This window comes from Xanthobacter tagetidis (genome assembly GCF_003667445.1).
GTDB lineage: Bacteria > Pseudomonadota > Alphaproteobacteria > Rhizobiales > Xanthobacteraceae > Xanthobacter > Xanthobacter tagetidis.
This window is the reverse complement of the sequence record NZ_RCTF01000026.1, coordinates 19183-41500: the sequence shown is the minus strand read 5'-3', so window position 1 is coordinate 41500 and position 22318 is coordinate 19183. Positions and strand designations below refer to the sequence as shown.

Here is a 22318-nt window from a genome sequence, read left to right as displayed (position 1 = left end):
CCTTGGCCACGTCGATGCCGATGTTGAGAGCGTCCATCCGATCCCATCCTTGCGCAAGCGGGCTTCGCTTCGAGCGGCCCAAGCGACTGTTCGGGTTCGATGGAACGGCGGACGAGGACCCTTGCTCACCCACGGGCTTGGGGTCCCTCAGGGGTACCGGTCTCCCGTCCGCCACCGCAACCGGGACTATACCCGATCCGGCAGAACCAAAGTTACAAGGGGTTCGTCCGCGGGTCTGTGTGGCGGGCCGGTGCGTGGGCCTGCCTGGCGGGGGGCACCCGTCGCGCGCGTGCAATGTCGCGTCAGGAAAGGTGAAGGCTGCGGGCGGGAGCGGCTCTTCTGCGCCGGGCGGGGTCGCCTTATTCTCGGACGCCACGAGGCAATGCGACCGGATGGGAGACATGCGACGCCGCCTTTGGCTGCTGCCCCTGCTCTCAGCCGCGCTCGCGTCCGGCGCGGCGGCGCAGGCATGCGAGCACGGCATGGCCCCCGCGCCGCCGCCGGGCCCATTCGCGCCTGCGGCCGCGCTCGCGGCGGGCTGGGGCGCCGACGGCGCGCTCGCGCTCTCCGACGGCCGCAGCCTTGTGCTCCTCGGGCTCGCGCTGCCCACGGCGCTCGATCCGCAGCCCGGCCTCCTCGCGCGCTCCCGCGCGGCGGCCGAGATGGTGCTCGACGGGCGCCTGCTCGTGCCCGCGGTCCGGTCCGCCGACCGGCATGGCCGGCTCGCGGGGGATGCGGTCCTCCTGCCCGAACCGGGCAGCCCGGCGGATGGTGGCAGCCCTTCCCTTGCCTTGGCCCTGCTTGCTGCCGGCGCAGGCTATGCCGACCCTGGCGCCGCGCCGGCCTGCGCCGCGGCGCTTCTCGCCGCGGAAGCGCAAGCCCGGCAGAAGCGCCGCGGCATCTTCTCGGACCCCGACACCGTCGCGCCGGCGCACGACCACGACCGGCTCGGCCGGCGCGCCGGCCTCTTCACCCTGGTCGAGGGGCGCGTGCGCGCGGCCGGCGCGACGCGGGAGAAGGTGTTCCTCAACTTCGGGTCACGCTGGCGCGAGGACTTCACCATCGTCCTGCCGGCCGGCGATTTTGCCACAATCTTGGGGGATGGCCTCGTTGCCGCCATGTTGCGCGGCACCCTGGTGTCGGTGCGCGGCGTGGTGCGGATGGACGGCGGACCTGCCATATTCGTGCGCAGCAGGCATGAGATATTGATCCTGGAAGGCCCGGCCACGGCCGAGTCGAAGGAGGACACGGCAAGGTGAAGAGCCTGGCGGCGGGGCGCAGGACGATGGCGGACCGGCACGCGGCACGTGGTGCGCGCGCGTTCGATCGCGCATGCCTGACGCCCGATGTGCCCGGCCGGCTGTCCCGTCGCCTCCCGCGGAACGGCGGGCTGGCCGCAGCCTTCGCATTCGCCTTGGCCCTGTCCGGCTGCGCCGGCATCGACCTCGACCAGGCGGGCCTCTCCGTCAGCCCCGGCACGGGCGATGCGTCGACCCGCTCCGAGTTTGCGGAGATGTCGCCCTCCCAGCGCGGCGAGCACGAGCGGCTCATCGCGTCCTATGGGGGCGCCTATGCCGATCCCCAGCTCAAGGCGCTGATCCAGCAGACCGTGGAGCGCCTCGTGGCGGCCTCGGAACGGCCGGACCTGAAATACCGCGTCACGGTGCTCAATTCGCCCGCCATCAACGCCTTCGCGCTCTCCAACGGCTCGCTCTACGTGACGCGCGGCCTGCTCGCGCTCGCCAACGACACCTCTGAACTCTCCTCGGTCCTCGCCCACGAGATGGCGCATGTGATCGCCCGCCACGCGGTGATCCGCGAGGACCAGATGGAGCGCACCGTGCTGGTGAGCCGGGTGGTCTCCGACGTGCTGAACGATCCCGCGGTAGGGGCGCTCACGCTGGAGAAGAGCCGCAGCACGCTCGCCACCTTCTCCCGCGGCCAGGAGCTGGAGGCGGACGCCATCGGCGTCGGCATCGCCGCGCGCGCGGGCTTCGACCCCTACGGCGCCTCGCGCTTCCTCACCGACATGGGCCGCTATGCGGAGCTGCGCGCCGGCGCCCTCGCGGCCAAGCCGGGCGCGTCGGCGGAGGTGGACTTCCTGTCGTCCCACCCGGCGACGCCCGAGCGCATCTCCATCGCCATCGCCAATGCGCGCCAATATGCCCAGCCGGGCGCGGGCGAGCGCGACCGCTCGGTCTATCTTGCCGCCATCGATGGCATGATCTACGGCGACGACCCGAAGGAGGGCTTCGTCCGCGGCCGCACCTTCTTCCACCCTAAGCTCGGCTTCACGTTCTCGGCGCCGGAGGGCTTCTCGCTGGAGAACACCTCCCAGGCGGTGCTCGGCGCCACCCAGGCGGGGCGCGAGGCGCTCAGGCTCGACGCGGTGCGGGTGACGGCCAACCAGTCGCTGGCGGAATACCTCTCCTCCGGCTGGATCGAGGGGGTGGAGATCAACACGGTGGAGACGCTGACCATCAACGGCTTCTCCGCCGCCACTGCGATCGCCCGCGGCGACCAGTGGTCGTTCCGCATGTTCGCCATCCGCTTCGGCTCGGACGTCTACCGGTTGATCTTCGCCGCGCGCGAGCTGACGCCGGAGGTGGACCGGCAGTTCCGCGCCGCCGCCAATTCCTTCCGTCGCGTCACGTCGGGCGAGGCGGACGCGGTGAAGCCGCTGCGCGTGCGCGTGGTCGGCGTCGGCCTCGGCGACGGGCCGCAGACGTTTGCCGCCCGCATGCAGGTGCCGGACCGGCCGATGGAGCGCTTCCTGATCCTCAACGGACTCGATGCCGGCGCCAAGCTGAAATACGGCGAGAAGGTCAAGATCATCGCGGAGTGAGGCATTCGCCTGCCGCTGCCGCCCCGATCCGGCTACAACCCTTGCGTTCGTGCCGCTTTTCCCCTATGTGAGCGGCGTCCGAGGTCGCGCTCCCCAAAGGTGGAGGCCGCCCGGGCGGGCCTGGGGACGCGGGATACGCGACCCAGTTCGTCGGAGGCAGCCCGCCCTGGCTTTCGCTGAGCAGAACCCGGCCAGCCCATCACATCCCGTGCCGCTCGGCGTTTTGCGCCGGCCTGCCGACCTCCGTCGGCGGCCGTCCAGTCCGTTTTCCGAACAGGAAGCGCCTGGACAACCGAGCAGCCCAGGGTCTTGCAACACCAGACGCCGGCGCAGCGAATTTCGGAGTTTGAATGACCGCCGTAGAAACCACCCGTGAAGATTTCGCCGCGCTCCTCGACGAGAGCTTCGGCAGCGCCGACACCCAGGAAGGGTCGGTCGTCAAGGGCATCGTGGTCGCCATCGAGAAGGATCTGGCGATCATCGACATCGGTCTGAAGACCGAAGGCCGCGTCGCGCTGCGCGAGTTCGCCGGCCCCGGCCGCGAGAACACCATCCAGGTGGGCGACGAGGTCGAGGTCTATCTCGAGCGCGTCGAGAACGCCATGGGCGAGGCCGTCCTCTCGCGCGACAAGGCGCGCCGCGAGGAGAGCTGGATCAAGCTCGAAAAGGCCTTCACGGCCAACGAGAAGGTCTTCGGCGTGATCTTCAACCAGGTGAAGGGCGGCTTCACCGTCGACCTCGACGGCGCCGTGGCGTTCCTGCCGCGCTCGCAGGTGGACATCCGCCCGATCCGCGACGTCGGCCCGCTGATGCACAACCAGCAGCCGTTCCAGATCCTCAAGATGGATCGCCGCCGCGGCAACATCGTCGTCTCCCGCCGCACCGTGCTGGAAGAGACCCGCGCCGAGCAGCGCCACGAGCTGGTGCAGAACCTCGAAGAGGGTCAGGCCATCGAGGGCGTGGTCAAGAACATCACCGACTACGGCGCGTTCGTTGACCTCGGCGGCATCGACGGCCTGCTGCACGTCACCGACATCGCGTGGCGCCGCGTGAACCACCCGACCGAGGTGCTCAACATCGGCCAGACGGTGAAGGTCAAGATCATCAAGATCAACCACGAGACCCACCGCATCTCGCTCGGCATGAAGCAGCTGCTGGGCGATCCGTGGGAGGGCATCGAGGCCAAGTACCCGGTCAACGCCCGCTTCAAGGGCCGCGTGACCAACATCACCGACTACGGCGCGTTCGTGGAGCTGGAGCCCGGCATCGAAGGCCTCATCCACGTCTCCGAGATGAGCTGGACCAAGAAGAACGTCCATCCCGGCAAGATCGTCTCCACCTCCCAGGAGGTCGAGGTGCAGGTGCTGGAAGTGGACAGCGCCAAGCGCCGCATCTCGCTCGGCCTCAAGCAGACCCTCCAGAACCCGTGGGAGGCCTTCGCCGAGAAGTATGCCCCCGGCGCGGTGGTGGAAGGCGAGGTCAAGAACAAGACCGAGTTCGGCCTGTTCCTCGGCCTCGACGGCGACGTGGACGGCATGGTCCACCTCTCCGACCTCGACTGGAACCGTCCGGGCGAGCAGGTGATCGACGAATACCGCAAGGGCGACATGGTGAAGGCCGTGGTGCTCGACGTGGACGTCGAGAAGGAGCGCATCTCCCTCGGCATCAAGCAGCTGGCCGGCGATCCCTTCGCCGACGCGGGCGAGGTGAAGAAGGGCGCGGTCGTGACCTGCGAGGTCTCGGACGTGAAGGACGGCGGCATCGAGGTGAAGCTCACCGGCACCGACCTTTCCGCCTTCATCAAGCGCTCCGAGCTCGCCCGCGACCGCAACGACCAGCGCCCCGAGCGCTTCTCGGTCGGCGACAAGCTGGACGCCCGCGTCACCTTGTTCGACCGCAAGGCGCGCAAGGTGCAGGTCTCCATCAAGGCAATGGAAATCGCCGAGGAGAAGGAGGCCGTGGCGCAGTACGGCTCGCAGGATTCGGGCGCTTCGCTCGGCGACATCCTGGGTGCCGCGCTCAAGCAGCGCGCCGGCGCCGAGAAGGAAGACTGAGCCTGTCTTAGGCTTTCAGTTCCAAGGCTTCGAGACGAAGGGCCGGCGTTCGCGCCGGCCCTTTTTCATTCCGCGCACCGGGCCTTGGGTGCGCGCGCTCGCCCCTTGGCAGCGCCTTTTGCTCCCTTGGGCCAGCGCACCGGCCAGGCGACGATGTGGTCGACCAGCTCGAACAGGCCGAAGGCCTCCTCGCTGCCCGCCACGCGCCCCGCCACCGAGATGCCCGCCGCCGCCACGGTTCCGCGGTCGCCCGAGACCAGGGGATGCCAGAACGGCAGGTCCTTGCCTTCCGACACCAGGCGATAGCCGCAGGTGGGCGGCAGCCAGGCCAGGCTCGCCACGGCGTCCGGCGTGAGGCGCACGCAATCGGGCACCTGCGCCGAGCGGTTCTCATAGTCGGCGCAGCGGCAGGTTCCGGCATCGAACAGGCGGCAGGCGACGTCGGTATAGGCGATCTGGCCGGTATCCTCGTCCTCGAGCTTCACAAGGCAGCAGCGCCCGCACCCGTCGCACAGGCTCTCCCACTCCGCGGCGCTCATGGCGGCAAGCGGCTTGACGCGCCAGAAAGGCTCCTCGGCCATCCTCACTCCCGGTTCGGCCCCGGCCTATTCCTAACTCAGCGACACCTCAGAGGCCACGGGCCTGGCCGCCCGCATTGCGGCGCGCACCGATGCCGCCGGTCTGCCGGCCGGGCGCGGGCTTGCTCTGGCTCCAGGTGTTGGCTTGGCTCGCGCCGTCGGCAGGCGGATCACGTCGAGAAGACGGCACCGGCCGATGGCGGCGGCGCAGGCCGAGCGGCGCGATCGGCGGTGAAACAGCCGTGGCGTGCGCCTTCAACGTGGATGTTCCGCACGGCCATAGCTCGGAACACGGATGGCGTGCGACGGCCTGTCCCGCGGGAGCGGATATGGTGTCCGGGAATCTAGCGCTTCGGCGTCGCGTAGTAGTCCGCCCAGGCGAGCACGACGGCGAAGCCGCCAAACGCGGCGACAACGGCGGCGATCACGGCGAATGTCTGTGACGGCACGGCTACCTCCCCCAATTTTGGGGGCGAGCCTAGCCAGCGCGGCGGCGCGGCCGCCTTGATCTCGATCAATCGGCGCCAGCCGCGCGAATCTCATCGGCGGCCACGCGGTTGCGGCCCGCGCGCTTCGCCACATAGACCATGCGGTCGGCACGGTACATGGCCTCGGTCAGTTCCTCGTCCGGCCGCCATTCGGCGATGCCGAAGCTGGCGGTGACCGTCGCGCCCGGCGGCAATCCGGGAAAGTTCGTCAGCTCGGTCTCGGCCCGCAGCCGCTCGGCAAGACCCGCGGCGCCGGCGCGATTGGCGCGCATCAGCAGCATCACGAACTCCTCGCCGCCGAAGCGCGCCACCACGTCGTCGCCGCGCACCTCCTGCTCCACCAGCCGTGCGAACTTCTGGAGCACCCGGTCGCCCACGGGGTGGCCGTACGTGTCGTTGATCGCCTTGAACCGGTCGATGTCGCAATAGACCACGCTGATCGGCGCGAACGGCCCGGTGGGCCTGATGCTCCGCGCCCGGCGATGAAACCCGCGCCGGTTGGCGAGCCCCGTAAGCGCGTCGATGCCCCCCTCCCGGCTGATGTCCTCGATCACGTCCATCGCCACCGCGGCGAGCAGCGTCATGGCCATCAGGAAGGCGCTGATGAGCAGCGAGAAGTTGAGCACCTGCCAGAACGGCGAGGTGCGGAACTTCATGCTCAACCCCTGCATATCGCCCTCGGGCCAGTTCCGAACGTAGTCCCGGATGGCGTCGGAAGCCCCCATCGTGAGGAGCGTACGCGGGAAGAAGTGGAGCCCGAACAGCAGAAGTATAACAAGGATGACCCGGTCCATGATCTTGCGATTGGACAGGCGCACGAGCCGGAGCGACGCGTAGACAACCATCAATCCATATCCGAAATTCCCGATATAGATGCGCGTCACCAAGTCCCTGTCGACATAGTAGAAATAATAGAGCAGGACGATGATCCCACCGGCGAGGCCGACGAGCACCACATCCACCCCTTGGACACCCCGGCGCAGCATCACCCCCTCCACCAGGCAGAGGATGGCGAAGGTGTAGAGGATGGATGAGATCATCGTGTTGCTCCCGTAGTCGCGCGGGATGAGCAACATCTGGGAGAGCGAGCCGAGGGCGAAGGCGAGGAAGGCCAAGGCGAACAGCAGCACGTAGCCGCGCTGGCGTTGGTAGAGCCAAGCGCCGAAGAAGGTCGCCGCGACGATCAGGGCGAACGCCGGCCCCGTGTAAAGATAGATGCCGCCTTCCGACATCACCCCTCCGCCGGCGAACGGCCGGTGTACTGAACTGGGTTCGGCGGCCCCCGAGCCGGCGGCGCAAGCCGCCGCCCTTTCGGTGCCGAACCGGAGGAATGCACTGGAATGGCATACCTCGTCCGCGGTCAAGCCCGGCTCTGAACTTTCAGCCCGGCGGCACACCTGGCGGCGGTGAGAGCGGGGGACGAGGGGTACGATGGTGCAGAAACGTCATGGTGGCATACGCGCCCAGCCAGGAACCTACGGCTGCGAACACCACGTACACCCAATTGGCGGTGTAGCTGATGACGGCGAACGAAGAGAGCATGTACCAGATGCTGCTCCAGTTCGCGGCCTGGAGCCGGCGCTTGCCGGCCACCGAGGCGGTGAACATCACATAGGCCGCGTCGGTCAGGGTGGTGGCGAGCACGACGCCCGCCGCCACCAGCGGGTCAAGGGAGGAAAAGGCGGCGATAATGTCCGGCATGGCGGGCTCCCGGCGGCGGCACGCCGCGCCGACCATCCTCGCCGCCCGCGCTCCGCGCGCAAGCCGCCGCTCGCCCCAGGCCTATCGGCGATAGGCCCAGAGCCTGATCTCGTTCTTCAGCCGGCGGAAATCGTAGAAGGTGAACGCCATGAGGGCGATCGCCAGCAGAGCGAGGCCGAGGCTCACCGCGCCGGGCCAATCGAGGGCCGAGCGCGAGAAATCGTAGACCAGGTAGCCCAGAAAGGCCGTCACCGCCGCGCAGATGGCGAAATAGACCTTCGGCCCGAGCCGGGCGAGGGCCATGCCCGCCGCCACCCAGATGGCAAGCGCCACCAGGATCGACCAGCCGAGCCCCAGCCCCAGCTGCCGCGCCAGGAAGTGCCCCCCTGCCCCGCACAGCACCACCGACGCCACCAGCAGCAGCAGGCCAGCGCGCAGCCGCAGGATGGTGGCGGTCTTGCCTCGCGTACCGTCCGTCATGGTCTGCCCTGCCCCTTCCCTTTCGTGATTTCCGCCCCGGAACCGAAGCGTCGCATTATTGTTCTACGCCATCTGGAGATTGCTTTCTCCTGTCGAGTGCACCGGGCGCCGGAGGCCCACACAATGCGGCGGATGCTGGTGGTTCTCAATGCCCAGGCGGGAACGATGCGCGATCTCGGCGCCGAGCAGGTGCGCGACGAGGTGGACAAGGCGCTCACCCGCGCCGACATGGACGTGGAGGTCATGGTCGCCTCCGGCGAGGAAATGGTCCGGGCCATCGATGCGGCGCCCCATGGCGGCTACGACACGCTGGTGGTGGGCGCGGGCGACGGCACCGTCTCCTATGCCGCGTCGGTGCTCGCCGGCACCGACATCGCCCTCGGCGTGCTGCCGCTCGGCACCATGAACCTGCTCGCCCACGACATCGGCCTGCCGCGCGACCTGCCTGGCGCGCTCGCAGCGCTCAGCAAGGCCGAGCCCATGCGGGTGGACCTCGGGACCGTCAACGGGCGTCCGTTCCACGGCGTCTCGGGTCTCGGCTTCTTCAGTCAGATGGCGCTGGCGCGCGAGCAACTGCGCAAGAAGCGCGGGCGTATGCTCGGCTGGCTCATCGCGCTCGTGCGGGCGCTGGTGCGCTCGGGCCGGATCTCGCTGGAGATCGAGATCGCGGGCCAGCGCGAGCCGATCGAGGCCTATGCCGCATTGGTGACGGTGAACGCCTTCGACGCCCAGGGCCTGCACCGCTCCCGCCTCGACGGCGGCCACCTGGAGGTGCTGGTGGCGGAGGACCGCGGCGCCCTCGCCAAGATCAAGGCCAGCGCCGACGTGCTGGTGGGCTCGTGGCGCGACAACCCCGGCATCCACACCTTCACCGCCGAGCGGCTCACCATCCACGCCCGGCGCCGGCGCACCTGGGTCGCGACCGACGGCGAGGTGACGCGCGAGAACCTGCCCCTGCGCTATGCCATCTCCCCCAAGGCGCTCATGCTGCTGGTCCCGCCGGAAGGGCTGCGGGTGCGCGCGGACATCGGTGCGCCGGACGCCGAGACCCTTCACGAGCCGCCGCGCGCCGGCCTCGGCTGAGCGCGTGCTCAGCCCTGGTCGCGGAAGCGGTTGGTGATGGGATAGCGGCGGTCGCGGCCGAAATTGCGGGCCGTGACCTTCACCCCCGGCGCCGCCTGGCGGCGCTTGTATTCGGCGATGTTGAGCAGGCGCTCCACCCGCTTCACCACCTCGGGCTCGAAGCCCTCCGCGATCAGCTCCGCCACCGAGGCCTCGCCCTCCACCAGCCGCCCCAGGATGGCGTCGAGCACGGCATAAGCGGGCAGCGAATCCTCGTCCTTCTGGTTCTCGCGCAATTCGGCGGTGGGCGGCTTGTCGATCAGGCGGTCGGGGATCACCTCGCCCGCCGGCCCCTTGGCGAACACAGGCTTCCAGAGGTTCCTCAGGCGCGAGAGGCGGAACACCTCGGTCTTGTAGAGATCCTTGATCGGGTTGTAGCCGCCGTTCATGTCGCCATAGAGCGTGGCGTAGCCGGTGGACATCTCCGACTTGTTGCCCGTGGTCACCACCATGGCGCCGAACTTGTTCGACACCGACATGAGCACCGTGCCGCGCACCCGCGACTGGAGGTTCTCCTCGGTCACGTCCTTTGCGCGGCCGGCGAACAGGGGGGCGAGCGCCGCCTCAATGCCCTCCACCCCGCCGGCGATCGGCACCGTGTCGTAGCGCACGCCGAGGCGCCGGGCGACGGCGGCGGCATCGGACAGGCTCTCGTCCGAGGTGTAGCGATAGGGCAGCATGATGCAGTGGACCCGCTCGGGTCCGAGCGCATCCACCGCCATCGCCGCGCACAGCGCGCTGTCGATGCCGCCGGACAGGCCGAGCACCACACCGGGAAAGCGGTTCTTCTCCACATAATCTTTGAGGCCGAGCACGCAGGCGGCATAGTCCGCCTGGTCGCCCTCGGTGCGGTCGGCGAGCGGCGCCTCGGTCATCTTCCAGCCGTTGGCGAGGCGCTCCCACTTGGTGACGCGCACGCGCTCCTGGAAGCTCGGCAGTTGCATGGCGAGCGAGCGGTCGGCGTTGAGCGCGAACGAGGCGCCGTCGAACACCAGTTCGTCCTGGCCGCCCACCTGGTTGACGTAGAGCAGCGGCAGGCCGCTCTCCACCACGCGGGCCACCGCCGCGTTCTCGCGCTCCTCATAGACCGAGCGGCGATAGGGCGAGCCGTTGGGGACGATGAGCATCTCCGCCCCGGTCTCGGCGAGGCACTCCACCACGTCCGGCCCCCAGATGTCCTCGCACACCGGCACGCCGAGGCGGATGCCGCGGAACGGGATCGGGCCGGGCATCGGGCCGGGCGTGAACACACGCTTCTCGTCGAACACGCCGTAATTGGGCAGATCCACCTTGTGACGCACCGCGGCCACCCGCCCGCCGTCCAGCAGCAGCACCGAATTGTGGAGCTTGCCCGCCTCCATCCACGGCGCGCCCACCAGCAACGCCGGACCGTCCACTGTCTCGGCCGCCAGTTCCTCCACCGCCCTGCGGCAGGCCGCCTGGAAGGCCGGCTTAAGCACCAGATCCTCGGGCGGATAGCCGGAGATGGACAGCTCCGAGAACACCAGAAGGTCGGCGCCTTCGAGCCGCGCCGTGTCGCGCGCCTTGCGGGCGAGCGCGAGGTTGCCCCCCACGTCGCCGACGGTGGGATTGATCTGCGCCACCGCGATCAGGAGTTCGTCGGGCGGGGCGCTGGCGGTGATGGAAGGCTGGGTGTCGGTGCTGCTCATGGCTTTCGGATGTAGCCCCCGTGCGGCCCGGCGAAAAGGGGGAGATCGCGATCAGCGGTCATCCGCGCGCGCACGCCCCGTCAAGAGACCCGGGACCGGCTCGAACCGGCGTCACCTGCGCAAAAAAGGCGACGGGTGCACCCAATTGGGTGAAGCGGGTCGGACCGCAATGGCGGAGCGTGCCGGACGATCCGCGACACGCGGGCAAACCCCGGAGAAACGACGATGATTCGCATGCTGATGATCGCGGCGCTTGCGCTGCTGGCCCAGATCGCCTCCGCCAGTGCCTGTGTCACCACGGGCAAGGACCCCGGCCGCTATCCCTATTTCTACAATGGCTGCCGCGGCGCGGTCATCGTCAAGTTCTTCCAGAATGGCGGGTATGCCGCCATGACCGGACGCATTCCCGTCGGCGGCAGATATTCCGTGGACAGCATCGTCGGCCGCTATTCGTGGTGCGACGTGGGCGACAAGCACTATTGGACCTGCTCCTGAGGATTGACCGGCACAGACTGAAGGGGCTTGTCCACGCGAGCGCCGGGCCCCCGAGCCCGGCGCTCAGCCGGCCAGTGCCGCGATCACCGCATTGAGCACCGGGAAGCCGTCCGGCGTCGCCCGCAGCCGCTCGCCGCTGCGCGCCACCAGGCCGTCCGCCTCCAGCGCGGCGATGCGGGCGCCATCGAGCGGGCGGCCGCCGAGACGCGCATGGCGGGCGAGATCGACGCCCTCCTTGAGGCGCAGGCCCATGAGCAGCATCTCGTCCGCCTGCTCGGCGTCGGCGAGCGCGGTGTCCTCGATGAGGCCGTGTCCCGCCGCCTCCACGCGGGAAAGCCAGCCCTCCGGCGCGCGCTCGGTGAAGGTCGCGCGGCGCACGCCGTCCACCATGAGCCGGCCGTGGGCGCCGGGGCCGATGCCGGCATAGGTGCCGTAGCGCCAGTAGACGAGGTTATGCCGCGCCTCGGCGCCCGGCCGCGCATGGTTGGAAATCTCGTAGGCCGGCAGCCCGGCGGCGGCGGTGACGTCCTGCGTCACGTCCCACAAGGCACGGGAGGCCTCGTCGTCGGGCAGGATCAGCTTGCCGGCGCCGTAGAGCCGCGCGAACGGCGTCTCCGGCTCGATGGTGAGCTGGTAGAGCGAGAGGTGCTCGCAGCCCTCGGCGAGCGCGCGCTTCAGCTCGGCGGCCCAGGCCTGCGGCGTCTGGCCCGGCCGGGCATAGATGAGGTCGAACGAGACGCGATCGAACGCCGCGCGCGCCACCGCCACGGCGGCGAGCGCCTCGGCCACCGAATGCATGCGGCCGAGGCCCTTCAGGTCGCCGTCGTCCAGCGCCTGGACGCCGAGCGAGACCCGGTTGACGCCGGCGGCGCGGTAGCCGGCAAAGCGCGTCGCCTCCACCGAGGTGGGGTTGGCCTCCAGCGTCACCTCGGCATCGCCGGCGAGCGGCCAGGCGTCGTTGATGGCGTCGAGGATGCCGCCCACGGTCCGCGGCGCCATCAGCGAGGGCGTGCCGCCGCCGAAGAACACGCTCTGCGCCCGCTGCGGCCCGGACAGCGCGCGCATGTAAGCGATCTCGCGCCGGAAAGCGTGGAGGAACCGCTCCTGGTCCGGCGGGGCATGCCGCACATGGCTGTTGAAGTCGCAATAGGGGCATTTGGCGAGGCAGAACGGCCAATGCACATAGACCCCGAAGCCGCCTTCTGGGGCGGCGGCGGCCACGGGGCCGGAAAGTGCGTCGCTTGCGATGTTCATGCCTTCACAATCCGACGTCCGCGCTCCGCGCCCGCGTCCCGGCCGACTGCAACGCAGCGCAGCGCAGTGGAAGGAGAGCCGGGACCCCGCGCAAAAGTCCGCCGAAGGCGCTTCCTGATCCGACCATCACGCACATGGCCTGCTGCGCAGGAGTCTGGCGATGGGTCCCGGCTCGCATTCCGCTGGCGCTCCATGCGTCCGGGAGACAAGGCGCTCACCCCTCCAAACACGCCCGCGACAGCTTCAGGAACGCCCGCGCGCGGTGCGAGAGGCCGAAGCCCTTGGGCGGCATGGCATGCTTCTCGTCAGCGGTCATCTCGGCGAAGGTCTTGTCATGGTCCTCGGGCCGGAAGATGGGGTCGTAGCCGAACCCCTTCGCCCCGCGCGGCGGCCACACCAGGGTGCCCTCCACCGTGCCCTCGAATTCCTCCAGGTGCCCGTCCGGCCAGGCGAGGCAGAGCGCCGAGACGAAGCGCGCGGTGCGCCGCTCGGGCGCGCGGGCGCCGGCCTTGCGCAGTTCCTCCTCGACCTTCTCCATGGCCATCTCGAAGTCGCGCTCCGGCCCCGCCCAGCGCGCGGAGTGGATGCCGGGCGCGCCGCCCAGCGCATCGATCACCAGCCCGGAATCGTCCGCGAAGGCCGGAAAGCCCGAGGCCTTTGCCGCCGCCACCGCCTTGAGGCGGGCATTGCCGGCGAAGGTCGTCTCGGTCTCCTCGGGCTCGGCGAGGCCGAGTTCGGCGGCGGACACCGCCTCCACGCCGTGCGGGGCCAGCAGCATGCGCATCTCGGTGAGCTTGCCGGGATTGTGCGTCGCCACCACGAGGCGGCCGGACAGGCGCCGGCCCATCAGGCCACGGCCGCCTTCTGCAGCGCCACCAGGCGCTCCACGCCGCCGCGCGCGAGGGCGAGCAGGGCGAGCAGCTCGTCCTGCGAGAACGGGGTCTTCTCGGCGGTGCCCTGGATCTCGACGATGCCGCCATCGCCCGTCATGACGAAGTTGGCGTCGGTCTCGGCGACGGAATCCTCGGCATAGTCGAGGTCCAGCACCGGCGTGCCGTTATAGATGCCGCAGGAGACCGCGGCCACGTGGGTCTTGAGCGGGATTTCCTTCACCATGGAGCGCGCGCGCATCCAGGCGAGGCAGTCATAGAGCGCGATCCAGGCGCCGGTGATGGCGGCGGTGCGGGTGCCGCCGTCCGCCTGCAGCACGTCGCAGTCGATGGTGATCTGCTTCTCGCCCAGGCCGACGAGATCGGTCACGGAGCGCAGGGAGCGGCCGATCAGGCGCTGGATCTCCTGGGTGCGGCCGGAAGGCCGGCCGGTCGTGCTCTCGCGCCGTGTGCGGTCGTGGGTGGCGCGCGGCAGCATGGAATATTCCGCCGTCACCCAGCCGCGCCCCTGGCCCTTCAGCCACGGCGGCAGGCGCTCCTCCAGCGTCGCCGCCACCAGCACGTGGGTGTCGCCGAACTTGACGAGGCAGGAGCCTTCCGCATGGCGCATGACGCCCCGCTCGAAGGAGACGGCGCGCAGCTCGTCGGGGGCGCGTTTGCTGGGACGCATGGGGAACTGTTCCTTTGGGGTGTTCTCGATCCGGGGCGCCTTTGTAGGGGTGGGCGGTGACGCCAGCAAGGGGCGTGCCGCCGGGCCGCTTGAACCCAGCGCGGTCCATGGACACATTAGAGGCTCGCGGCCGCCTTCCGGCGTACCCGAACCGCGTTTGGCATGCGAGGCACACCGTGGCGCTCGACCCGCTTCTGTCTTTGTCCACCGGCGCGCTGGCGCAGATCGACGAGCGTGCGCGCGAAATCTTCCGCCAGATCGTCGAAAGCTATCTCGCCACCGGCGAGCCGGTCGGCTCGCGCAACATCTCGCGCCTGATCCCCATGACGCTGTCGCCGGCCTCGGTGCGCAACGTGATGGCGGACCTGGAGGCGGCGGGCCTCATCTTCGCACCCCACACCAGCGCTGGGCGCCTGCCGACCGAGCGGGGCCTGCGCTTCTTCGTCGACGCCATGCTGGAGATCGGCGACGTCAACGAGCGCGACCGCACCAATATCGAGACCCAGGTGATGGCCGCCGCCAAGGGCACGACCGTTGAGGGCGTGCTGCAGGAAGCCTCGGCGCTGCTCTCCGGCCTCTCGCGCGGCGCCGGCGTCGTCACCGCGCTGAAGACCGACCCGCGCCTGAAGCATGTGGAGTTCGTGCCGCTCGATCCCGTCCGGGCGCTGGTGATCCTCGTCTCCGAGGACGGGCAGGTGGAGAACCGCGTGCTGCCGCTGCCCGCCGGCCTGCCCGCCTCCGCCCTCACCGAGGCGACCAATTTCCTGAGCGCCCGCATCCGCGGCCGCACGCTCGCCGAGGCGCGCACCGAGATGGAGAACCTGCTCTCGGAACTGCGGCGCGACCTCGACGGCCTCACCGCCCGCGTGGTGGAGGCGGGGCTCGCCACCTGGTCCGGCGACGCGCCCTCCGAGCGGCGCCTGATCGTGCGCGGGCAGGCCAAGCTCCTGGAGGACCTGCGCGCGCTGGAGGACCTGGAGCGCATCCGCCTGCTGTTCGACGACCTGGAGCAGAAGCGCGACGTGGTGGACCTGCTCGGCCGCGCCGAGGAGGCGCAGGCGCTGCGCATCTTCATCGGCTCCGAGAACCGCCTGTTCTCGCTCTCCGGCTCCTCCACCATCGTCGCCCCCTATCGCGACGGCCAGGGGCGGGTGCTGGGCGTGCTGGGCGTGATCGGCCCGACCCGCCTCAACTACGGGCGCATCATCCCCATGGTGGACTTCACCGCCCGCCTGGTGAGCCGCGTTCTGGGCGCGCCGGGTGCCGATGCCGCGTGAGGCCAATTGAGGCGGGGAATGCGGGGCCTTCCAGTCGCGAACTCTTGATTTTTCGGCCCCACCCTCCGATATGCGCGGGGACCATTCCGCCCTGCGCGGGCGAGACCGCTTGAGAAAAGAGGAAGACCGGATGAGCGAGCACATGCGCGCGCCCGAGACCGGCGAGGGCACGGCCGATCCCAAGTCCACCGCCCAGCAGGCCGAGGCCACTGCCGAAGCCGAGGCGCTTGCCGCCGCGGACGCCCAGATCGGCGCCGATGGCGCCGCCGAGCGGGCCCGGCTGGAAGCCGAGATCGCCAGCCTCAAGGACAAGTTCCTGCGCGCCTTCGCCGAGGCCGAGAACGTGCGCCGGCGCGCCGACAAGGAAGTGGCCGACGCCAAGACCTACGGCGTCGCCTCCTTCGCGCGCGACATCCTGACCGTCGCCGACGACCTCGCCCGCGCGCTCGCCGCCGTGGACGACAAGGTGAAGGCCGAGGCCGAAGGCTCCCTGAAGGCGTTGCTGGAAGGGCTTGAGCTGACCGAGCGTAGCTTCCACAAGGCGCTGGAGAAGCATGGGATCCGCAAGATCGAGCCGCGCGGGGAGCGCTTCGATCCCAATCTGCACCAGGCCATGTTCGAGGTGCCGGACCCGAGCGTGCATACCGGCACCGTGGTCCAGGTGGTCCAGGCCGGCTACACCATCGGCGATCGGGTGCTGCGCCCGGCCATGGTGGGTGTCGCCCGCGGCGGGCCGAAGCCCGAGGCCGCCAAGCCCGCGGCGCCCGACGCGGACAGCGACCAGGCGGAAAGCCGCGGCTGAACGCAAAAGGGGCGCCCGTGGCGCCCCATCATATCCCGCGCGCGACCTGCCCTCGCGCCATCTGCCGGCCAGCGCCGGCAGGGGCTTCAGAAGTGGCTGGGATTCTCGAACCCGCCCCGGGAGCCGCCCTGGCCCTCGTCATTGTCGCCCGTGCCCATGAGATCGGCGAGCGTGGCGGCGATGGCCTTGCTGGTATAAGGCTTCGGCACGCGGGGAGTGTCGGCGAACTTCTCCGGCAGCCGGCCCGAACCCGAATATCCCGAGCAGAACATGAACGGAATGCCGCGGTCCACAAGGATGGCAGCAGCCGGGAAGACGTATTCGCCGGCGAGATTGACGTCGAGGATGGCCGCATCGACGGTCTCATGCGCCGCGGCCGCCATCGCGGCCGAGAGGCTCGCCACGGGTCCGACGACGGTGCAGCCGAGCGCCCTGAGATTATCCTCCAGGCCCAGAGCCACCAGGAACTCATCCTCGACGATGAGCACCCGCTTGCCAGAAAACTTCATCTTTACATACGCCTTGGTTGGTCTTTGCAGTTTCGCGACCAACGGCGGGTAAGGCGGAAAGTTCCGCGCTCCCCGGCCCATGCGGCGTCCCGCCATCCCTGCGACCGCACCCCGTGCCTGGGCTGACAAGCGCGCAGGCCGTCAGGACTAAGGCATTATGGTTTAAGATGAATTAAGTTCCGGGGATCGGCGGGCAATCCCGGCCGAACCGCTCGCGCGGAGGTGATCTCACCCGTCCCCTGCGATCCGGTCGGGGCAGCCATGACGCAAGTCGCATCCCAGCGGCCGCCCCAAGCCGCCCCGTCCGCCGCGGCGGACGGGCTAACCGGCGCCGGATCAGTCCTTGGCGCGCTCCACATAGGAGGCATCGGCGGTCATGATGACCACGCGGGTGCCGGCGGAGACGTGCGGCGGCACCATGGTGCGCACGCCGTTCGACAGCATGGCGGGCTTGTAGGACGAGGAGGCGGTCTGCCCCTTCACGGTCGGCTCGGTGTCGACGATCTCCAGCGTCACGCGGGCCGGCAGATCGATGGCGATCGGCACCCCGTTATGGGTGGAGAGCATGCATTCCATGCCTTCCTGGAGGTAGACCGACTGGTCGCCCATGACGTCCTTCGTCACCGTCACCTGGTCGAAGGTCTCGGGATTCATGAAGGTGTAGCCGTCCGAATCCTCGTAGAGGAAGGTGTGCGGACGGTCCTCGACGAAGGCGCGCTCCACCTGCTCGGTGGTGCGGTAGCGCTCGGAGATCTTCACGCCGTCGGAAATCCGGCGCATGTCGAGCTGCGTGACCGGGGTGCCCTTGCCGGGATGGATGTTCTCGGCGGTGAGCACCACATAGAGCTTGTCGTCGATGTCGACCACATTGCCCTTGCGCAGGGAGCTGGCGATGACCTTGACCACGTATCGTCTTCCTCGAACTGTGCGGCGGCGCCGCATCTGAGCGTTGTCGCGCACCTAGCCCATATTGGCGCCGAGCGCCAGCCTCCGGCGGCATTTCGCGCCCGGAGCCCCCTCCCAGGACACTTGCGCGCCATGGCATCGCCCCCCTCCCCCGGTCCGCAACCGAGCCCCTGGTGGGACCGGCGCGCTTATGAGGACCGCCGGCCCTTCCTCCTCGCCCGTGCCCGGCTGATGGCGCGGATGCGCCAGGCATTCGCGGACTGGGGCTTCCTGGAGGTGGAGACGCCCATCCTCCAGCGCTCGCCGGGCAACGAGACGCATCTGCACGCCTTCGCCACCGACCTCGTCACACCGGACGGGGCGCGCGAGCGGCTCTATCTGCGCACCTCGCCGGAATTCAGCGCCAAGAAGCTCTTGGCGGCGGGCGAGGAGCGGATCGTCGAGTTCGCCCGCGTGTTCCGCAACCGCGAGCGCGGCCGGGCGCATTCGCCCGAATTCACCATGGTCGAGTGGTATCGGGCCGAGGCGCCCTACACCGTCCTGATGGCCGATTGCGCCCGCCTTCTGGCGCTGGCGGCGGAGGTTGGGGGGGTGAGCGCCTTCGCCTATCGCGGCAATGCCTGCGACCCGTTCGCCGAGCCGGAGCGGCTCACCTTGGTGGAAGCCTTTGCCCGGCATGCGGAAATCGACCTCGAAGCGGTGCTGCCGCCACCCGGCGCGGCGCCCGACGCGACGGTCTTCGCCGCGGCGGCGCGGCGCGCCGGTGTTCGCACGGCGCCCGACGATGGCTGGAGTGACATCTTCTCCCGGGTGCTGGTGGAGAAGGTGGAGCCGAGGCTCGGCATCGGCCGGGCGACGATCCTGTGCGAGTATCCGGTGAGCGAGGCGGCGCTCGCCCGCGCCAAGCCATCCGACCCGCGCTTTGCCGAGCGGTTCGAGCTTTATGCCTGCGGCCTGGAGCTCGCCAATGCGTTCGGCGAGCTGACCGATCCGACCGAGCAGCACCAACGGTTTTCACGGGACATGGACGAGAAGGAGCGGCTCTATGGCGAGCGCTACCCCATCGACGGGGAGCTGATCGCCGCGCTCGCGCTCATGCCGCAGGCCTCGGGCTGCGCGCTCGGCTTCGACCGGCTCGCCATGCTGGCGACCGGCGCGCGGCGCATCGAGGACGTCCTGTTCGTCCCCGTGTCGGGGGCGCAAATGCTGCCCTGATCCCCGCTGGTCCCGCTGGTCCCGCGAAATCCGGTCCGGACCGGTCCCGCTCAGGTGATTTCGAACAAAGACGAGAAGCCGGAAATGTCGAATACCTCGCGGATCTGCGGCTGCAGCGAGGTGAGCGCCAGCTTGCGCTTGCCCGTGCGCATGGCCTTGCCGGCCACCAGCAGCGCGCGCAGCCCCGAGGAGGAGACATAGTCGACCCCCGAGAGGTTGACGATGATGCCGCCCGCGGTCTGCGCCACCACCTCCATGAGGCTCGCCTCGAACGGCTTCGCGTTCGGGGTGTCGAGACGCCCCACCACCTTGAGGAGCACGTCGCCCCCCCACTGCTCGCGGTCAATGTGCATGGATGTCATGAGTGCTCCGCACCGTCGGGGCCGGACCCGGCACGCGGCCGGCGGGCGTCCGCCGGAAGGTCAGGCCACGCCTTCCGGGGTCTCCTGCCGCGCGGGATCACCCTCTGGTGCTCTATCCTCAATCGCCGGGGGGCGCAACGCCACAGCGACGCGCCGCACCAGCCAGACGGCGCGCTCGAACAGGCTGGTGGCGTGCATGAGGCGGCGCGAATCCTCCTCCGCGCCGGGAGCGGAGGCGGCGAGCGCGCGGCGGATGCGGTCGAGCATCTCGGAGCGGTCGGCGGTCAGCGCGATCAGGAGGTCGAAATCGTCGGCGGCGCCGCCGTCGGTGGCGTCGGCCAGCGACAGCACGATGGTGCGCAGCGATTCGGAGAGGTTGAAGGCGAGCGGCGGCACTCTGCGGAATTCGGCCACCACGCCGGAGAAGTCGTGCAGCGTGTCCACCAGCGCGCGGATGGTCTCCAGCCGCGCCTGCTGCTGGAGCGCGATGTCGAGGCTCTCGCGCGTAGCGCCGGCGCGGATCACGTCCACCAGGAAATGATCCACCGCCAAGGCGATGGCGGTGGAGCCCTTCCAGAACGCGGTGCGATCCTGGCGGCTGTAGTCGGCGCCGCCGCGGTCGAGGTCGGGCAGGAGGTTGGGCAGCAGCTTGATGAGCCGCGCGCTCTCGCGCTCGGAGAGGTCGAGCGCGGTCGCCGCCTCCTCCGCCGCGCGGCGGTGGATGTAGCGCGGGCGCGAGGCGTCGTCCTCCACCGAGGGCGGGCTGAAGTACCGCGCGATCCGTTCGGTGAGGCGGCGCCCCAGCGAGACCGGCACCGCCCCGGCCAGCTGGAGCACCAGGAACAGCATGGAGACCGCCGCCCGCGCGCTGTCGGCGCCGCCGGACGCCGCCAGCGCCGCCTCCGGATCGCCGCCGGCCAAGGTCACCGCGATCCAGGCGGCGAGCAGCACCGCGCAGCCGATCGCCTTCACCAGGATGTGGACGTAGCAGAGCTGCCGCCCGGTGCCTTCCAGCTCGCCCGACGAGATCAGCGTCGCCAGCCCGGAGCCGAGATTGGCGCCGAGCACGATGAAGAAGGCGTCCTCGAACCCGAGCAGCTTGGCCTGCATCAGCGCCAGCACCAGGATGGTCGGGGTGGAGGAGGACTGGCACAGCGCCGCCGCCGCCATGCCGATGGCGAAGCCTATCCAGGGCGACAGCCCGTCATCCAGGGCCCTGGCGATCAGCGCCACGTCGAGGTCGCGCGGCCCCTGCTTGATGAAGTCGAGGCCGAGCAGCGCCAGGGTCAGGCCGAGCGCGACCCAGATCCATTCCTTCCAGGCTGGCCGGCGATCGAGCTTGAAGTGGAAGCCGAAGCCCACCAGCGCCAGGAGATAGAACACGACCAGGCGGAAATCGAAGGCGGCGACGAACACCAGAGCCGCGGTGCCCACATTGCCGCCGGCCACCACGGGGATGGCGTCGCGGGTGGTGAACACGCCGCCGCGCACCAGGTTGCCGCAGATCAGGGCCACCGCGTTCGAGGACTGGGTCGCGGCGCCGGCGACCATGCCGCACACGAGGCCCACCAGCGGCGAGCGGGTCGCCGCGCGCAGCAGCGCGCGGACCCTCCGGCCGGTGGCGTTCTGGAGGTGGCCGGACATGGTCTTCAGCCCAAAGAACAGGAGGCCGAGCCCGCCCAGGATCTCCGCCAGAACCACCACCATCATGCAGACTTCCTCTCAGGAGGCGCCCAGCCCGCCGCGCCGGGCCGACCGCCGCGCACGGCGCGCGGCCGCGCAGCATGGAACCATGGCGCGGGGCGCGCAGTATGTGAAAATTTCGTGTCGATACAACTACAGTGCAACACTATGATTTTTCTTGATGTTTTCTCCCGCGCGATCCAGCGCGCCGGCCCGGACGCCCGGCGCCATCCCTCCTCCCCGTCGCCGCGTCCGCTCCCCCGTCGCCTTTCTTCCTGCCGCCGCCCCGTCTCCCCGCCGTCACCCTCCGGCTTGACCGGAGGGCCCATCCGGCGGCCATACGCGACGCCGCGCGGTGGGCGTGGATGCTCCAAGTCGGAGCATGACGGCGGTTAGGGGGCCGCCGTGCGGCTCTCTTGTTCAGCGGCGTGCCCGTCTTGCACCACCGTCATGCCCCGGCTTGTCCGGGGCATCCACCGGGCCGCGCCGGGCCGTGCGAAGGACCGGGCGCCCGCGCGGCCGCCGAGTGGATCCCCCGCACAAGGCGGGGGATGACGGTGGCTTTTGGGGATGCGGCAGAGCGTGCTGCCGCCGAGGGCTGCCCTTGCACCGCCCTCGCCCCGTCTTCCCGCCGTCGCCCTCCGGCTTGACCGGAGGGCCCATCCGGCCGCCGGGCGCGACGCCGCGCGGCGGCGTGGATGCTCCGATCAAGTCGGAGCATGATGGCTGTGTGGCGTGACGTGCGGCCCCGGAGACCTGCTCCGGATAAGCTGGATCCATCGTCGGGCGGGCACAAAAAAGCCGCCGGCGGGGCCGGCGGCTGGTGTCTGCGCCCGAACGGGGGCGGGAGGCGCGGCGCGCCGGTCACTCGGCGGCGGCGGGCGCCTTGGCCTTCTTGCCCTTGGCGTCGGCGCGGGTGTCCTGGCGCTCGGCGATGCGGGCCGACTTGCCGCGACGGTCGCGCAGGTAATACAGCTTGGCGCGGCGCACCTTGCCCCGGCGGACCACCTTGATGCTGTCGATCAGCGGCGAGTAGACCGGGAACACGCGCTCCACGCCCTCGCCATAGGAAATCTTGCGGACCGTGAAGCTCTCGTTGAGCCCGCCGCCCGAGCGCGCGATCACCACGCCCTCATAGGCCTGCACGCGGCTGCGGTCACCTTCGACCACCTTCACGTTCACGATCACGGTGTCGCCCGGCTGGAATTCCGGAATGGCACGCTTTTCGGCGAGTTTCGTCGCCTGCTCGGCTTCGAGCGTCTGGATGATGTTCATGTCGCCAACCTCTTAGCGGCGCGGGGCAGGCCCCAGCGCCAC

At 69.9% G+C, this 22318-nt stretch carries 22 protein-coding genes; 8 read left to right on the top strand and 14 right to left on the bottom strand.

Annotated elements, in window-relative coordinates; all coding sequences use genetic code 11:
- Positions 1 to 482: 482 nt before the first annotated feature.
- The 3 genes from D9R14_RS21610 to rpsA all read left to right on the top strand — a co-directional run bounded on the left by D9R14_RS21610 (position 483) and on the right by rpsA (position 4899).
- A complete protein-coding gene (locus tag D9R14_RS21610; protein WP_147453082.1) occupies positions 483 to 1259 on the top strand; it encodes a hypothetical protein in 777 nt (258 codons plus the stop codon).
- 155 nt (positions 1260 to 1414) lie between these two features.
- Positions 1415 to 2845, top strand: a complete 1431-nt coding sequence (locus D9R14_RS21605) for a M48 family metalloprotease (RefSeq protein ID WP_342634803.1) — start codon at positions 1415 to 1417, stop codon at positions 2843 to 2845.
- Positions 2846 to 3195: 350 nt separating this feature from the next.
- On the top strand, positions 3196 to 4899 hold the full coding sequence (rpsA, locus tag D9R14_RS21600; protein ID WP_121625543.1) for a 30S ribosomal protein S1: 1704 nt from the start codon (positions 3196 to 3198) through the stop codon (positions 4897 to 4899).
- 65 nt (positions 4900 to 4964) lie between these two features.
- On the opposite strand, the gene D9R14_RS21595 is transcribed toward rpsA, so the two are convergent.
- From D9R14_RS21595 to D9R14_RS21580, 5 genes are all read right to left on the bottom strand, one after another.
- Complete coding sequence (locus tag D9R14_RS21595) at positions 4965 to 5480, bottom strand: YcgN family cysteine cluster protein (RefSeq protein ID WP_121625541.1); 516 nt, start codon at positions 5478 to 5480, stop codon at positions 4965 to 4967.
- A gap of 46 nt (positions 5481 to 5526) precedes the next feature.
- Positions 5527 to 5736: a hypothetical protein gene (locus D9R14_RS22980; RefSeq protein WP_147453081.1), complete on the bottom strand. Its 210-nt coding sequence runs from the start codon at positions 5734 to 5736 to the stop codon at positions 5527 to 5529.
- Positions 5737 to 5991: 255 nt separating this feature from the next.
- The gene (locus D9R14_RS21590) at positions 5992 to 7197 is read right to left on the bottom strand and encodes a GGDEF domain-containing protein (RefSeq protein ID WP_121625539.1); all 1206 of its coding nucleotides are present in this window, start codon (positions 7195 to 7197) and stop codon (positions 5992 to 5994) included.
- A 148-nt stretch (positions 7198 to 7345) separates the two neighbouring features.
- Positions 7346 to 7666: a hypothetical protein gene (locus D9R14_RS21585; protein ID WP_121625537.1), complete on the bottom strand. Its 321-nt coding sequence runs from the start codon at positions 7664 to 7666 to the stop codon at positions 7346 to 7348.
- An 81-nt stretch (positions 7667 to 7747) separates the two neighbouring features.
- Positions 7748 to 8146 (bottom strand): hypothetical protein, encoded by a 399-nt coding sequence (locus D9R14_RS21580; RefSeq protein ID WP_121625535.1) that lies wholly within the window; start codon positions 8144 to 8146, stop codon positions 7748 to 7750.
- A 123-nt stretch (positions 8147 to 8269) separates the two neighbouring features.
- Between D9R14_RS21580 and D9R14_RS21575 the strand changes: the two genes are divergently transcribed.
- Complete coding sequence (locus tag D9R14_RS21575; protein WP_121625533.1) at positions 8270 to 9229, top strand: diacylglycerol/lipid kinase family protein; 960 nt, start codon at positions 8270 to 8272, stop codon at positions 9227 to 9229.
- A gap of 8 nt (positions 9230 to 9237) precedes the next feature.
- Here D9R14_RS21575 and D9R14_RS21570 read toward each other — a convergent pair whose 3' ends face one another.
- Positions 9238 to 10938: an NAD+ synthase gene (locus tag D9R14_RS21570; RefSeq protein WP_121625531.1), complete on the bottom strand. Its 1701-nt coding sequence runs from the start codon at positions 10936 to 10938 to the stop codon at positions 9238 to 9240.
- A 225-nt stretch (positions 10939 to 11163) separates the two neighbouring features.
- On the opposite strand from D9R14_RS21570, the gene D9R14_RS21565 reads away from it, so the two are divergent.
- A complete protein-coding gene (locus D9R14_RS21565; protein ID WP_121625529.1) occupies positions 11164 to 11433 on the top strand; it encodes a hypothetical protein in 270 nt (89 codons plus the stop codon).
- Positions 11434 to 11496: 63 nt separating this feature from the next.
- On the opposite strand, the gene hemW is transcribed toward D9R14_RS21565, so the two are convergent.
- The 3 genes from hemW to rph form a co-directional block, all read right to left on the bottom strand.
- Positions 11497 to 12687, bottom strand: a complete 1191-nt coding sequence (gene hemW, locus D9R14_RS21560; protein ID WP_121625527.1) for a radical SAM family heme chaperone HemW — start codon at positions 12685 to 12687, stop codon at positions 11497 to 11499.
- 214 nt (positions 12688 to 12901) lie between these two features.
- Positions 12902 to 13534 carry an RdgB/HAM1 family non-canonical purine NTP pyrophosphatase gene (gene rdgB / locus D9R14_RS21555; RefSeq protein WP_121625525.1) on the bottom strand — a complete coding sequence of 211 codons (633 nt, stop codon included), beginning with the start codon at positions 13532 to 13534 and terminating at the stop codon, positions 12902 to 12904.
- Complete coding sequence (gene rph, locus D9R14_RS21550; RefSeq protein ID WP_121625523.1) at positions 13534 to 14247, bottom strand: ribonuclease PH; 714 nt, start codon at positions 14245 to 14247, stop codon at positions 13534 to 13536. Before rph ends, rdgB begins: the two co-directional genes overlap by 1 nt.
- 176 nt (positions 14248 to 14423) lie before the next feature.
- Between rph and hrcA the strand changes: the two genes are divergently transcribed.
- Together hrcA and grpE are read left to right on the top strand one after the other, a co-directional pair.
- Positions 14424 to 15524, top strand: a complete 1101-nt coding sequence (gene hrcA, locus D9R14_RS21545) for a heat-inducible transcriptional repressor HrcA (RefSeq protein WP_245420929.1) — start codon at positions 14424 to 14426, stop codon at positions 15522 to 15524.
- A gap of 109 nt (positions 15525 to 15633) precedes the next feature.
- Complete coding sequence (gene grpE / locus D9R14_RS21540) at positions 15634 to 16326, top strand: nucleotide exchange factor GrpE (protein ID WP_394011045.1); 693 nt, start codon at positions 15634 to 15636, stop codon at positions 16324 to 16326.
- An 86-nt stretch (positions 16327 to 16412) separates the two neighbouring features.
- On the opposite strand, the gene D9R14_RS21535 is transcribed toward grpE, so the two are convergent.
- Together D9R14_RS21535 and efp are read right to left on the bottom strand one after the other, a co-directional pair.
- A complete protein-coding gene (locus D9R14_RS21535; RefSeq protein ID WP_121625516.1) occupies positions 16413 to 16835 on the bottom strand; it encodes a response regulator in 423 nt (140 codons plus the stop codon).
- Positions 16836 to 17171: 336 nt separating this feature from the next.
- Positions 17172 to 17741, bottom strand: a complete 570-nt coding sequence (gene efp, locus D9R14_RS21530; RefSeq protein WP_210210899.1) for an elongation factor P — start codon at positions 17739 to 17741, stop codon at positions 17172 to 17174.
- 132 nt (positions 17742 to 17873) lie between these two features.
- On the opposite strand from efp, the gene epmA reads away from it, so the two are divergent.
- The gene (gene epmA, locus D9R14_RS21525) at positions 17874 to 18956 is read left to right on the top strand and encodes an EF-P lysine aminoacylase EpmA (RefSeq protein ID WP_121625512.1); all 1083 of its coding nucleotides are present in this window, start codon (positions 17874 to 17876) and stop codon (positions 18954 to 18956) included.
- A 50-nt stretch (positions 18957 to 19006) separates the two neighbouring features.
- Here the strand turns inward: epmA and D9R14_RS21520 are convergent, their stop codons facing one another.
- From D9R14_RS21520 to rplS, 3 genes are all read right to left on the bottom strand, one after another.
- Positions 19007 to 19318: an STAS domain-containing protein gene (locus D9R14_RS21520; protein ID WP_245420928.1), complete on the bottom strand. Its 312-nt coding sequence runs from the start codon at positions 19316 to 19318 to the stop codon at positions 19007 to 19009.
- Between the two features lie 60 nt (positions 19319 to 19378).
- Positions 19379 to 21028, bottom strand: coding sequence for a Na/Pi symporter (locus tag D9R14_RS21515; RefSeq protein ID WP_121625510.1), 1650 nt, complete (start codon positions 21026 to 21028; stop codon positions 19379 to 19381).
- Positions 21029 to 21865: 837 nt separating this feature from the next.
- Complete coding sequence (gene rplS / locus D9R14_RS21510; protein ID WP_121625508.1) at positions 21866 to 22276, bottom strand: 50S ribosomal protein L19; 411 nt, start codon at positions 22274 to 22276, stop codon at positions 21866 to 21868.
- Between the last annotated feature and the right edge of the window lie 42 nt (positions 22277 to 22318).

Bases quoted from the DNA above. Each gene is read 5' to 3' on its own strand.
- D9R14_RS21610 (WP_147453082.1), top strand. From the start codon at position 483: ATGGCCCCCGCGCCGCCGCCGGGCCCATTCGCGCCTGCGGCCGCGCTC.
- rpsA (WP_121625543.1), top strand. From the start codon at position 3,196: ATGACCGCCGTAGAAACCACCCGTGAAGATTTCGCCGCGCTCCTCGAC.
- D9R14_RS21595 (WP_121625541.1), bottom strand. From the start codon at position 5,480: ATGGCCGAGGAGCCTTTCTGGCGCGTCAAGCCGCTTGCCGCCATGAGC.
- D9R14_RS21590 (WP_121625539.1), bottom strand. From the start codon at position 7,197: ATGTCGGAAGGCGGCATCTATCTTTACACGGGGCCGGCGTTCGCCCTG.
- D9R14_RS21585 (WP_121625537.1), bottom strand. From the start codon at position 7,666: ATGCCGGACATTATCGCCGCCTTTTCCTCCCTTGACCCGCTGGTGGCG.
- D9R14_RS21580 (WP_121625535.1), bottom strand. From the start codon at position 8,146: ATGACGGACGGTACGCGAGGCAAGACCGCCACCATCCTGCGGCTGCGC.
- D9R14_RS21575 (WP_121625533.1), top strand. From the start codon at position 8,270: ATGCGGCGGATGCTGGTGGTTCTCAATGCCCAGGCGGGAACGATGCGC.
- D9R14_RS21570 (WP_121625531.1), bottom strand. From the start codon at position 10,938: ATGAGCAGCACCGACACCCAGCCTTCCATCACCGCCAGCGCCCCGCCC.
- D9R14_RS21565 (WP_121625529.1), top strand. From the start codon at position 11,164: ATGATTCGCATGCTGATGATCGCGGCGCTTGCGCTGCTGGCCCAGATC.
- hemW (WP_121625527.1), bottom strand. From the start codon at position 12,687: ATGAACATCGCAAGCGACGCACTTTCCGGCCCCGTGGCCGCCGCCGCC.
- rdgB (WP_121625525.1), bottom strand. From the start codon at position 13,534: ATGGGCCGGCGCCTGTCCGGCCGCCTCGTGGTGGCGACGCACAATCCC.
- rph (WP_121625523.1), bottom strand. From the start codon at position 14,247: ATGCGTCCCAGCAAACGCGCCCCCGACGAGCTGCGCGCCGTCTCCTTC.
- D9R14_RS21535 (WP_121625516.1), bottom strand. From the start codon at position 16,835: ATGAAGTTTTCTGGCAAGCGGGTGCTCATCGTCGAGGATGAGTTCCTG.
- epmA (WP_121625512.1), top strand. From the start codon at position 17,874: ATGGCATCGCCCCCCTCCCCCGGTCCGCAACCGAGCCCCTGGTGGGAC.
- D9R14_RS21520 (WP_245420928.1), bottom strand. From the start codon at position 19,318: ATGACATCCATGCACATTGACCGCGAGCAGTGGGGGGGCGACGTGCTC.
- D9R14_RS21515 (WP_121625510.1), bottom strand. From the start codon at position 21,028: ATGATGGTGGTGGTTCTGGCGGAGATCCTGGGCGGGCTCGGCCTCCTG.
- rplS (WP_121625508.1), bottom strand. From the start codon at position 22,276: ATGAACATCATCCAGACGCTCGAAGCCGAGCAGGCGACGAAACTCGCC.